Consider the following 12,945-nt stretch of genomic DNA (forward strand, 5'->3'; position numbering starts at 1 on the left):
ATGACCTATCCTAAGCACACCGACATGACGCCAAGGGTCGAGTTGACAAGCGTCACGGGCGCGGGGCCCAGGCGCTCCAAACGCCCCGTCTACGTGGACTTGTTGCCGCCGTGCAATGCCGCGTGTCCTGCAGGCGAAGACATTCAGGCATGGATGGCTCATGCGCAGGCGGGTAACTTCCGGGCGGCCTGGGAAACCTTGGTGCGCGACAATCCGATGCCCGCCATACACGGGCGCGTCTGCTACCACCCCTGCGAGTCGCATTGCAACCGCGCGGAGTTGGACAGTACGGTCGGCATTCATGCTGTCGAGCGCTTTCTGGGCGACAAGGCGATTGAAGGCGGCTGGACCTTGCCGGTCGACATGCCGCCTTCCGGCAAGCGCGTATTGATCGTCGGCGCCGGCCCGAGCGGCCTGTCGGCCGCTTATCACCTGGTACGACGCGGCCATGCCGTCGAGATCCACGACGCCGGTCCGCTTCCCGGCGGGATGCTCCACTTCGGGATCCCTGCATATCGCCTGCCGCGCGACATCCTGATGCGTGAAATTGCGCGTATCGAAGCGCTTGGCGTAAAGCTCGTGCTGAACCACAAGGTCGAGGATCTGCTCGCGGAGAAACGGGCGGGCAACTTCGACGCCGTCTTCGTGGCGATCGGCGCCCACCTTTCCCGGCACGTTGACATTCCCGCGCGCGATGCAGCCAGGGTATTCGACGCTGTGTCATTGCTAAGTGACGTCGAGCAGGGAACCACGCCGTTGCTCGGCCGACGCGTGATCATCTATGGCGGCGGCAATACGGCGATGGACGCGGCGCGCACCGCCAAGCGACTAGGCGCGAACGACGCATTGATCGTCTACCGGCGCGATCGCGAGCATATGAGCGCCCATGGATTCGAAGCGGACGAAGCGCTCGCCGAAGGCATCAAGATCAAATGGCTGACTACGATCACGGCGATCGACGCAAGCGCCCTGACGGTCGAAAGGATGCGCATTGACGAACACGGGCATCCACAGCCGACAGGACAATTCGAAACGCTTCATGCCGACGCCGTCGTCCTGGCGCTCGGGCAAGACGCGGACAGCCAATTTCTCAGGCAGATACCCGGCATCGAGTTTCAAGCCGACGGCACGATGATCGTCGGTCCCAACATGATGACGGGCGAAGCGGGCATCTTCGGGGGCGGCGACCTCGTACCGGGCGAGCGCAGCGTGACCGTTGCGACGGGCCATGGCAAAAAGGCGGCCGCGCATATCGACGCCTGGCTCAACGGCCTCGTGCGCGAATCCGTACCGAAGCATCCCATAGCCGATTTCGCCCTGCTCAACCTGTTGATCTACAGCGACGCCGAACCATCCCGGCAAAACGAGCGCAGCGCCGCGGATCGGATCCAGTCGTTCGATGAGGTGGTCAGCGGTCTCAGCGAACGAGAAGCGGTACACGAGGCCAAGCGCTGTCTTTCATGCGGCAACTGCTTCGAATGCGACAACTGTCTCGCCGCGTGTCCTGAAGACGCGATCGTCAAGCTCGGGCCGAACCAAGGGTACCGCGTCGACTTCGAGCGCTGCACCGGCTGTGCGGTCTGCTTCGATCAGTGCCCTAGTCACGCGATCGACATGTTTGCAGAACCATCGGGCGCGGTCTTGCCTGACATGGCTGAAGTTCCACGTTAGAGGAAACGATAATGGGCAACAGAACCACGATGGATGGCAACACGGCAGCCGCCCACGTCGCCTACCGCGTCAACGAGATCTGCGCGATATTTCCAATCACGCCCTCTTCGACCATGGCGGAACTCGCCGACGAATGGGCCGCCAAAGGTGTCAAGAACATCTGGGGCAACGTCCCGGTCGTGCAGGAAATGCAAAGCGAAGGTGGTGCAGCCGGCGCGGTCCATGGCGCGCTGCAATCCGGCGCGTTGACGACCACGTTTACCGCGTCGCAGGGTCTCATGCTGATGCTGCCGAACATGCTGAAAATCGCGGGTGAATTGACGGCGACCGTGTTCCACGTCGCCGCGCGTTCGCTGGCAACCTCCGCACTATCGATCTTCGGTGACCACTCTGATGTGATGACCGTGCGTACCACCGGCTTCGCCTTGCTATCGTCCGCGTCGGTGCAGGAAGCGCATGACTTTGCCTTGATAGCCCAGGCGGCAACGCTTGAGTCGCGCGTGCCCTTCCTGCATTTCTTCGACGGCTTTCGCACCTCGCACGAACTGAACACACTCGAGCTTCTGCCTGACGAACACATCCGCGCGATGATCGACGACCGCCTGGTCCGTGAGCATCGTGAACGCGCGCTCAGTCCCGAGCACCCCTTCATTCGCGGCACGGCCCACAATCCGGACACCTACTTTCAGGCGCGCGAGGCATCCAATCCTTTCTACGAGAAAGTACCCGCCGTTGTCGACGCTGTCATGGCTCGCTTTGCCGCATTGACCGGACGCCAGTACCGCCTGTTCGAATACGAAGGCGCGCAAGACGCCACACGCGTGGTCATCGCCATGGGGTCCGGTGCGGAAACGGTTCGTGAGACAGTCAAGGCGCTTTGCGCGAAGGGCGAGAAAGTCGGCGCGCTCCAGGTACGTCTGTACCGGCCGTTTTCCGCCGCGCACTTTCTCGCACAACTGCCCGCGACGGTGCGCTCCATTGGCGTAATCGAACAGACAAAGGAGTCGGGCGCTCCGGGCGAACCGCTCTATCTCGATGTCGTCAGTACGCTTGCTCAAGCATTCACGAGCGGCGAGCGCAACGCGATGCCGCGCGTGATCGGTGGACGCTATGGCATTTCATCGAAAAATTTCTCGCCGGCAATGGCACGCGCAGTCTTCGATGAACTGAGCAAGCCGAATCCGAAAAACAGCTTTACGGTTGGTATCGATGACGACCTGTCTCACACCAGCCTTACTTACGATCCCGCCTTCTCCATCGAACCGCCGAGCGTCAAGACCGCGGTCTTCTATGGACTAGGCGCCGACGGCACGGTCGGCGCCAACAAGAACACCGTGAAGATCATCGCCGAGGACGCGGGGCTCTATGCACAGGGCTATTTCGTCTACGATTCGCACAAGTCAGGCGCTCAAACGGCATCACATCTTCGCTTTGGGAACGAGCCGATCCGGGCACCATATCTCATTGCATCGGCGTCGTTTGTCGCCTGCCACCAGTTCGGCTTTCTGGAGCGGCAGGACATGTTGCGACTGGCCGCGCCAGGCGCCGTGTTTCTGCTCAACAGCCCGTTCGGGCCCGAGCAAGTGTGGGACCAGTTGCCCCACTCGGTGCAGCAAACGCTCATCGACAAACGGCTGCGTTTTTTTGTCATCGATGCGACCAGCGTGGCGCGCGACGCGGGCCTTGGCAATCTCACCAACACGATCCTGCAGACCTGTTTCTTTGCGATTTCAGGCGTGCTTCCGCGAGACGAGGCCCTGCGTCACATCAAGGAATCGATCACCAAGACTTACAGCCGCAAGGGCGAGGAGACGGTCGAAAAAAATAATGCGGCAGTCGACGCCGCCCTAAGCCATCTTCATGAGGTGCCCCTGCCCGCCCGCGCCACCAATGCGCACGACCTTGCGGCGCAGGTGCCGGCAACCGCCCCGGAATTCGTTCGGCGTGTGACCGCAAAGATGTTCGCGGGCATGGGCGACATGATCCCCGTCAGCGCGATGCCTGCCGATGGCACGTTTCCATCGGGGACGGCCGCATTCGAAAAACGCAACGTCTCCGATATCGTCGCAAGCTGGGATGCGCAATCGTGCATTCAGTGCGGGCAATGCGCATTCGTGTGCCCTCACAGCGTGATCCGCTCACGCTACTACAACGAGGACCAGCTCAACGGCGCGCCGTCGTCATTCAAGTCGGCGCCCGTCAATGCGCGAGGTTACCCCGAAGAACGTTTCACCCTTGAGGTGTATGCGGAAGACTGTACCGGTTGCGGCCTATGCGTCGAAGCGTGCCCGGTTCAAAGTTCCACGCAAGCCGATGTCAAGGCGATCAACCTCACCGCGAAAGCACCATTGCTCGCCGAGTCTCTCGCGAACATTGCGTTCTTCGAGACCCTTGCGGTCAACGATCGCTCACGCGTCGACTTCAAGAACGTGCGCGGCGTCCAGTTTTTGCAGCCGCTATTCGAATTCCCCGGTGCGTGCGCCGGATGCGGTGAAACGCCGTATCTCAAGCTGCTGTCGCAGTTGTTCGGCGACCGGGCGCAGATTGCCAATGCGACCGGATGCTCATCGATCTATGGCGGCAATCTGCCCGTGACACCCTGGACGCTGAACCACGAAGGCCGGGGCCCGGCGTGGTCGAACTCGCTGTTCGAAGACAACGCCGAGTTCGGCCTTGGCTTTCGCCTCGCCGCCGACAAACACCTCGACATGGCACTCACGCTGCTGCGCTCTCTCGCGCCGCAAGTGGGTCAGGAGCTCGCGCAAGCGATTATCGATGCGCCGCAGACGGAGGAATCAGACATCCGCGCCCAGCGCCAGCGCGTCGCTGAATTGAAGTCGAAGTTGCTCGCGCTGAAAACCGACTCGTCGCGCGATCTGCTGTCGCTGATCGATCATCTGGTTCGCCGCAGTATCTGGATTGTCGGGGGTGATGGCTGGGCCTACGATATCGACTATGGCGGTCTCGATCACGTGCTCGCGACGGGACGCAATGTGAATGTGCTCGTGCTCGACACCGAGGTCTATTCGAATACAGGTGGTCAGGCATCCAAAGCAACTCCGCTTGGCGCGGTTGCCAAGTTCGCTGCCGCGGGCAAGCGCGTGGCGCGCAAGGATCTGGCGCTGCAAGCAATCGCCTACGGCAATATCTACGTCGCGCAGGTGGCCATGGGTGCGAACCCTCAGCAAACGCTGCTCGCCTTTCGCGAGGCGGAAGCCTACGATGGGCCGTCCATGATTCTCGCTTACAGCCATTGCATCGCGCATGGCATTGACATGCGCCATGGTATGAAACAGCAGGAGCTTGCTGTAGCGAGCGGCTTCTGGCCTCTGTTGCGCTTTAACCCCGCGCTACGTGCCGTTGGGCAAAATCCTTTCTGCCTTGATTCACCCCGTCCGGCTATTCCCCTGCGGGATTATGCTTACAACGAAATCCGCTATAGCGGACTGTCGAAGTCGGACCCGGACGAAGCGCGCGTGCTGCTCGATGCTGCCCAGCGTGACGTGACGGCGAAATATCGTGAGTACGAGTTGCTGTCCGAACTCGACGGTGCGCGGTTCTATCCAAAGGCTCAGGGCGCTCAGAGCAAACGTATTCCGTGAGGGGATGTACACCGTTTCGTGTTGGCGAATAGGGTGCTGCACCTATTCGCCAACAGTGCAGCCGTCACCACACTCAACGAGTATTCTCGTGCAGGGCCAACAGAAAGAACCTTCTTAGTTCGTCCATCAGTTCCGATTTAGCCGCGGCGAAATCGAATTCTCCTCGGCTCTCGTTGGCGAACTGGTCGCGAAGTTCGCTTGCTTTAGCTCTCGCTTCATCTGCCTGTGCAGAATCAAGTTCCGGCGTGCGAATTGCATGGTCAGCCAGCACGATGACCGAGTCCCGCAACACTTCCAGCACGCCTCCTGCGACAAAAACATGCTGATCTTCAGCCGCCCCAGGCTGACGGATCTTTATAACCCCTGGCCGAATGCGCGTCATCAGGGAGGCGTGGCCGGGATAAATGCCCAATTCACCTACCTCACCCGGCAGTACAACGAAAGTAGAGTCGCCTGTAAAAAGCAATTCTTCGACACTAAGAATGTCGACCCGCAAGAGATGGTCCATATTTACCTTGGCTTAAACGGCCGATGCGCCATTGACGATGTCACATAGCTCGGTGGTGATCGCCGCCTGGCGGGTCCTGTTATAAACGCGAACCAGGTTCTTGAGCATGCGGTCGGCATTGTCGGTCGCCGCTTGCATCGCCAGCATTCGGGCGCACTGCTCGCAGGCATTATTCTCGGCAACCGCCTGGTAGATGAATGACTCGACGTAGCGCAGCAGCAAGGTGTCGACCACAGGCTTGGGGTCCGGCTCGTAGATATACTCGGGCAAGGGCTCCGGCGGCCCGTCACGATTCGCCAGGAGCTCGTCTAGCGGCAGAACCTTCTCGAGCTCAGGCTCATAAGACAGGGCACTGGAAAGGTGGTTATACGCAATGTAGACTTCGTCCAGCTGTGCGTTGAGAAATCCGCTGAGCGGCACGGTAATCGTGCCGAAGAACGCATCAAAGTGCAGCTCCGCGGTCAATACGCCGGTACGCGCTACAACGTTGGCGCCATGACGATGCAATGGGCCGATACCCCGGGAACCGATCACGCTCACTTCGACCTTCACTCCCGCTTTTTGCCACTCGTCCAACGCCTCCGAGCACTTGAGCAGCAAGCGATTATTTAGCGGCCCGCATAAACCCCGGTCGGTACTGACAACAATCAGGCCGACCCGGGCAACCGGCATGCGTCGGGTGAGGAAAGCCGACATGTAGTCCGGTTTGTCTTCGTGAAGACGTATTGCTATGGCGCGAATACGCTCCGCGTACGGCCGGAACACGCGCGCGCGTCGCTGTGCTTTAGCCATTTTCGTACGCGCCATCATTTCCATCGCGCGGGTAATCTTGCGCGTATTGGTAACGCTCTTGATCTTTGATCGAATTTCTCGAATTTGCATAAGCCCGTCCTTTTGCGATGTCGTGATTTGCATTCGACTCGCGAGCGCAAGGCTTAACCAAGCACCGGTCACGAATTCGAGCTGCTGGTTCGCCGGTAGGTAACATGCTCCTCGCTGTCTTGCCGCCCGGTAATATCCAGAACAGCGGTAAGGCAATCGTCGGGTAAGCAAGGAGTCAAGCTGAGTGGCCGTGTTCCGCCCGTGTTTCGCGTTACTCCCACCGAAAGAGTGCTGACAGCATAGGCCGGCCAGTCTTGCGCACTATTTGATCCATATCAAACAGACATGGATGGCAACTACTGGGCTAATGTTTTCCCCATTACGATGCATTCATACATCGTGCTAAGCGGTGCGTTAAGTGCGCTCTAAACCAAGCGCCTTAAAGAGGTTTGGTCAGCAGGGTCCCCCAACCGAATAACCCAACGGCGCCGCCACGATAGAACATGCAAATACAATCCTCTCCGGAACTAAAGACGGCTGCTCACCATCAAGCACCGCATCGGCGGCATGACCGTCCCGTCGATGCCTTCTACATCTGGATCTATTTCGCAGTGGTCTACTGTGCAGTCCAATATTTAACCCACCATTCCGTGGGCTTTGACGATCTGCGTGGACTGGCCCTGGGTGCTGCGGTGGTGTACTTTTCCGCCTATCTCATGGACCTCATTGCGAAAAAGCTGGGGCCGCCTTTCGCGCCGGCTTCGGCCATAACCAAAACTAAAGGCGAGCCAGGGTAAGTCGCGGGGCCAATGCCTTCGGTTTGCAACCCGCCTGCCCTTCCCCCCGCTCCGAACGACGCTATCTCTCAGGTGGCGAAGCGCAATTCCGGGCGGACGCCATCGTTCATTGGCATTCATCCCGCGGTATTTCTCGAACCGATCTGCCTTGATCTGAGTCAACGGCGGCTCGTACAAAAATGCTAGTTTGAATTGTGCGCGCGACACTTCGCGAAGCGCCGATCCAGACGAAGAACTCTTTGCTTTTGCGATCACCTCGTCATTCGTTTTGGAAAATTCAGCTTTTTCCCTACTGCTTCCGAACGAGGAAATCAAAGTGAATAGACCCAGCGATGAGAGAGTTGTTGAGCAGATAGCCGAAGAAACGCATACATCGGTGCTAGCCGTCTCGAAGATGTATGAGGACACGATGGCCTCCTATCGAGATGGAGCACGCGTCCTTGACTATATGTCGCTTTTGGCAGCAAAAAGGGTTCGCGCAAACCTGAAGTCGCTACCCGCGAAGCGCCTTTGATAGAACGGATTGTCGGTCGATAAACCCAAGCGCAGATGCTTAAGCCGTGGCTGAAGTTCCAGCGCGGTAACCGACGAGGAAATCCTCGCCAAGCTGCCGTGCAACAACCCCGGCGTGCGCCGTTCGCGAACCGCGTTGCGTAGCAAGCCACTGGCTAATTCCCACGCGGCTTTATCGCCCAATCACGTTGATCTGAGTAGATTCCGAGTCTTTCGCTTTACCACGTCGAAAGCTATCCTGTAGTGAATTTTCAGGCGTTACCTTTTAGGCGCAATCGCATCTTCGATCAGAACGTTACTGGTCGCGTGGCAGCATCATCCACGAACGTGCCCTGCAAATGCTTAAGCTGCTAACGACTTAGGTGCCAGGCTCGGTGAAGCCCTTATTAAAGGCAAAACTCATGTACAGCCGATCCATATGAACCCGGACAGCAGCGGGCACGTACTGCCGAAACCCGGGCTGCTCCCGGTGGAATCGGGCGGTCAAACCGCTCGATACCTAGCCGCGGGCATGGATAGGTGGGCCACAATTTCAACCTGCTTTGTCGTGCTGTGGTCTTTAGTCGAACTTCCATGGGAAATAGATAGTGGAACGAGCGTTGAACAGTCTTCCGCGCTATTGACCTCGAAGCTCCTGTTTGTTGCGCTCGCCGTTCTTTCCTTTAAGGGAATTACCCTGGCGAGATATGCTCTTGCATTTTTATGTCTGGTTAGCGTAGCCGTGATCTCGGTTGCAGTGTCATCCGAATACGCTCACTCACGTTCCCTTGCTTTTCTTTCGGCTATAGAACTCGCTGGCAAATTAGGCGTTTTTATAGCGGTTGCTTCTCAGCTCTGCGCTAAAACCCGTCGAGCGACTACCGACTCAAGCCTGTGACGGCCCGAAGTCAGCATCGAAGCCCGTCTCTCGTTTCATGGCGCCGATTGACTGTGCACGATGTTCGCGCCGGCTATTCCATTCTCCGTCGCAGTAAGAGCCATCAACTATCGCCCAGTGATAAAAATTGTATTTTCTTAACGTCGTTCCCAATTGGCCGTAGCCAGCAACGGAGTTTTCCATGACAACGCAAACATTTCTCGAGTCATTGCTTTCGCTTCCGCCCGGAGCGGAGGTGAGCGAAGGCGATCTCGCCAGCATGGTGGATAAGGAATTTGCACGTCTTTCTTCGAGCGTGCCGGCTCAAGACACGATGAGAGCGGGCGAAATGGCGCGTCGCCGCAGGAACAGACGGCTAGAGGCACGTTCATCCGCTCCGCCCGATACGGCGGACTGAAATTCAATTTTCCAAGTCGAGCGAAACGTGGTTTCGCTTCGATAGCTATCCTTACCAATGAGAGCCGGTCATGTCCTATCAAAGCGTGAACCCGTATGACGGTACGATTCTGAAAACATTCGAAGAGTTTGACGATAAGCGGCTTGAAATAGCAATCGAGCACGCACAAGCTTGCTTTGAAACCTGGCGGCATACCAGTTTCTACGAACGAGCGGCAATTGTCGCAAGAGCCGCAGCGCTGATGCGCGCGCGGGTCTATGAGTTTGCCCGGCCGGTAACCCTCGAGATGGGTAAGCTGGTCGCACAGGCTCGAGGTGAGGTGGAGCTGAGTGCGGATATCCTCGACTACTACGCGAGGAACGCGGAGTCGTTCCTTGCACCCCGGGTCCTGCAACCGCTCACAGGGGAAGCGCAAGTCGAAAGCAGTCCATTAGGCGTGCTCTTCGGCGTACAACCGTGGAATTTTCCGTACTACCAGCTCGCACGCTTTGCCGCACCGAATCTGATGGCCGGCAATGTGGTGATGGTAAAGCACGCCGGCTGCGTGCCGCAGTGTGCCATCGCTTTCGAGCAACTATGGCTTGATGCAGGTGCACCGGCAGGCGCCTATACCAATCTTCTGATTTCCTATGACCAGGTCAATCAGGTGATCGATGATCCGCGGATCAAGGGCGTAGTGTTGACCGGCAGTGTGGACGCCGGAAGAGTGGTGGCCGCCCGGGCCGGGATGAACCTTAAGAAGTCGACAATGGAACTGGGCGGCAGCGACGCCTTCATCGTGCTCGAAGACGCGGACCTGGAAAAGACGGTCAAATGGGCTGTGTGGGGCAAGATGAACAACATGGGCCAGTGCTGCGTAGCTGCCAAGCGCTTTATCGTTGTCGAGGAAGTAGCGGGCCACTTTCTGCACAGGTTTCAAACGGCGCTTGAGGCGCTCAGGCCGGGCGATCCAATGGATCCCGTGACGACCCTGGGTCCGCTGTCGACCGAATCGGCTCTCGTCAAGCTCCTCGATCAGGTAGAACAAGCGGTTGCTCACGGTGCGAAGCTCGTCATGGGCGGCAAGCGTCTTGATCGTCCAGGCGCATTCATGCAGCCCACGATTCTCACCCATATCCGGCCAGACAATCCCGCATTCCGCGATGAGTTTTTCGGACCGGTCGCCCTGCTTTTCACCGTAAAAAACGAAGACGAAGCGGTGGCGCTCGCCAACGATTCAGACTTCGGTCTTGGCGGTTCGGTCTTCACAAGGGATATCGCACGGGGCAAGCGCGTGGCGAGCCGCATCGACACCGGCATGGTGTTTGTCAACCAGCCGACCTGGACGACACCGGAGTTGCCGTTCGGTGGCGTCAAGCACTCAGGTTACGGCCGAGAACTGTCCGAGATGGGCATTCAGGAGTTCGTGAACAAGAAACTGGTCAGGGTCGCCGACATCAATGCACCGGTGTAGGCGTCAATATGTGAAGTCAGGTTGGCGCGCCGTGGAACCTGACCGCCTTGAGGCGTAGGGCATTTCCGATTACCGACACGGAACTGAATGCCATGGCGGCGCTTGCAATGACAGGGCTTAGCAGGATGCCTGACCACGGATAAAGAACGCCCGCCGCGATCGGTATCCCGATCAAGTTGTAGGCGAAGGCAAAGAACAGGTTTTGCCGGATGTTCTTCATCGTGGCGACGCTCAACTGCCTTGCGGTTGCGATACCCCTCAGGTCGCCTTTGACAAGGACGATGCGCGCACTATTCATCGCCACATCCGTTCCTGTCCCCATTGCTATGCCAACATTGGCTTGCGCCAGGGCCGGCGCATCGTTCACACCGTCTCCGGCCATCGCGACAACATGTCCTTGCTCCTGCAACTCTTGCACATACTTATGTTTGTCTTGCGGAAGCACCTCGGCTTTCACGCCGTCCAGAGCCAGAACCTTCGCAACGGCGTTAGCGGTTACCGCATTGTCGCCCGTTAGCATGATGATCTTGATTCCGGACGCTCTAAGCAGCTTGACTGCCTCGGGCGTCGTGGCTTTGACGGGATCCGACACACCAAGGTAGCCAGCCAGCTTGCCGTCGACCGAAAGATACATAACCGTTTGTGCGTCTGTCAGCAGTCGTTCCACGCCTGCTCTCGCGGCTAAGCAATCGACTTTCGCGTCATCCATCAGCCGTGCGTTACCGAGCAGGACGGTATGGCCATCGATCGTCCCGCTTATACCTTTACCGGTCACGGAATTGAAGGCAGAGACGGATGGAAGCGTGACATTCCGGTCGCGCGCCTCGCTAACAATAGCTTGCGCCAGCGGATGTTCACTCTGCCCCTCGAGGCCGCCTGAATAAGCGAGCAGGAAAGTTTCGGTGAATCCGTCAAGCGCGATGACTGCACGCACCCGTGGCCTACCCTCCGTCAACGTCCCGGTTTTATCGACCAGCAAGGTATCCACTTTTTCCATCAGCTCCAGCGCTTGCGCATCTTTGATAAGGACACCTTGTTTCGCCCCTCGTCCGACACCCACGATGATCGAAACTGGCGTAGCCAGGCCGAGCGCGCACGGACACGCGATAATGAGTACGCTGATAGCCACGACAAGAGCGTTTCCGAGCACCGGCTGCGGTCCGAAGAGCATCCAGACCACGAACGAAACGGCCGCGACCACCAGCACCGCCGTGACGAACCATCCCGAAACCTCGTCGGCAATCTTCTGAATGGGCGCGCGAGAGCGCCCGGCCTCGGAGACCAATTGAACGATTCTCGCGAGCAGGGTCTCGCTCCCGACCTTCTCGGCCTTCATCAGAAAGGATCCGGTCTGATTCACGGTCGCCCCTGTGACGTTGCTGCCGGTTACCTTCTCTACCGGGATCGGTTCCCCGGAAATCATGGATTCATCGACGCTCGATCGCCCTTCCAAGACCACGCCATCGACAGGAATTTTTGAGCCGGGTTTGACGCGCAGAGTGTCACCCACGACAACCATCTCGAGCGCAACGGTTTCTTCCGTACCGTCGACGCGCACTCTATCCGCCGTTTGTGGCGCCAGCTTCAACAAGTCCTGTATCGCGCCGGTGGTCCGCGAGCGCGCACGCAGTTCAAGCACCTGCCCTAGCAAAATAAGCGCCACGATTACGGAAGAAGCTTCGAAATACGAAGGCAGTTCACCCCCGCGTCGAAACGCATCGGGAACACTGGCAGGAAAGAACAAGACGAAAAGACTGAAGAAATACGCTGCCCCAACCCCTATGGCAATAAGGCTGAACATGTTCAACTGCCACGTGGCGAAGGATCTCCATCCCCGTGCGAGAAACGGCCATCCAGCCCATAGAACGACCGGTGTCGCCAGCAAGCCCTGCAAGCATTGCGACCACGAGACGGACAGGAGATGCGGAAGCTTGAACGCTTGCGCCATGCGATTGATCGCGTCGTTCGGATCCGGGAGCCCGACGTCATGTCCCATGGTCAGCCACAGCAGGGGCACCGAGAAGACCACCGCCATCCAGAAGCGGCGAGTCATATCCCTAAGCTCAATAGAAGACTGCTCCGTCAAGACAGGGGCAACCAACTCCAGCGTCATGCCGCAGATCGGGCACGCGCCCGGGTTCGGCAACCTTATCTGGGGATGCATGGCGCAGGTGTAGACCGCTGCAGGCTTTGGCGCATAGGCGGGCGCGGCGGATACTGCTGGGGTGACAGACTTCATGGCTCACTCCGATAGCTAAACCTGCGATTCGTGTACACGCTGCCTAGCGTATCACCGTGGAATCGC

At 58.4% G+C, this 12,945-nt stretch carries 9 protein-coding genes; 6 read left to right on the forward strand and 3 right to left on the reverse strand.

What is annotated here, in order from left to right:
• Positions 1-1,671, forward strand: a complete 1,671-nt coding sequence (locus ACSQ36_RS33475; RefSeq protein WP_436185369.1) for an NAD(P)-binding protein — start codon at positions 1-3, stop codon at positions 1,669-1,671.
• A gap of 11 nt (positions 1,672-1,682) precedes the next feature.
• Positions 1,683-5,273, forward strand: a complete 3,591-nt coding sequence (gene nifJ, locus ACSQ36_RS33480; RefSeq protein ID WP_436185370.1) for a pyruvate:ferredoxin (flavodoxin) oxidoreductase — start codon at positions 1,683-1,685, stop codon at positions 5,271-5,273.
• 73 nt (positions 5,274-5,346) lie between these two features.
• On the opposite strand, the gene atpC is transcribed toward nifJ, so the two are convergent.
• Both atpC and atpG read right to left on the reverse strand, forming a co-directional pair.
• Positions 5,347-5,781, reverse strand: coding sequence for an ATP synthase F1 subunit epsilon (gene atpC / locus ACSQ36_RS33485; RefSeq protein WP_436185371.1), 435 nt, complete (start codon positions 5,779-5,781; stop codon positions 5,347-5,349).
• Positions 5,782-5,793: 12 nt separating this feature from the next.
• Positions 5,794-6,663, reverse strand: a complete 870-nt coding sequence (gene atpG, locus ACSQ36_RS33490; RefSeq protein ID WP_436186441.1) for an ATP synthase F1 subunit gamma — start codon at positions 6,661-6,663, stop codon at positions 5,794-5,796.
• Between the two features lie 443 nt (positions 6,664-7,106).
• Between atpG and ACSQ36_RS33495 the strand changes: the two genes are divergently transcribed.
• From ACSQ36_RS33495 to ACSQ36_RS33510, 4 genes are all read left to right on the forward strand, one after another.
• Entirely contained in the window at positions 7,107-7,400 is a 294-nt protein-coding gene (locus tag ACSQ36_RS33495) for a hypothetical protein (protein ID WP_436185372.1), read from the forward strand.
• Between the two features lie 316 nt (positions 7,401-7,716).
• A complete protein-coding gene (locus ACSQ36_RS33500; RefSeq protein ID WP_213764891.1) occupies positions 7,717-7,914 on the forward strand; it encodes a DUF3562 domain-containing protein in 198 nt (65 codons plus the stop codon).
• A 1,057-nt stretch (positions 7,915-8,971) separates the two neighbouring features.
• Positions 8,972-9,187 carry a hypothetical protein gene (locus ACSQ36_RS33505; RefSeq protein ID WP_436185373.1) on the forward strand — a complete coding sequence of 72 codons (216 nt, stop codon included), beginning with the start codon at positions 8,972-8,974 and terminating at the stop codon, positions 9,185-9,187.
• 70 nt (positions 9,188-9,257) lie between these two features.
• Complete coding sequence (locus ACSQ36_RS33510) at positions 9,258-10,640, forward strand: NAD-dependent succinate-semialdehyde dehydrogenase (protein WP_436185374.1); 1,383 nt, start codon at positions 9,258-9,260, stop codon at positions 10,638-10,640.
• A gap of 16 nt (positions 10,641-10,656) precedes the next feature.
• Here the strand turns inward: ACSQ36_RS33510 and ACSQ36_RS33515 are convergent, their stop codons facing one another.
• A complete protein-coding gene (locus tag ACSQ36_RS33515) occupies positions 10,657-12,879 on the reverse strand; it encodes a copper-transporting P-type ATPase (protein ID WP_436185375.1) in 2,223 nt (740 codons plus the stop codon).
• Between the last annotated feature and the right edge of the window lie 66 nt (positions 12,880-12,945).

The organism is Caballeronia sp. LjRoot34 (genome assembly GCF_964253815.1).
Classification (GTDB): Bacteria; Pseudomonadota; Gammaproteobacteria; order Burkholderiales; family Burkholderiaceae; genus Caballeronia.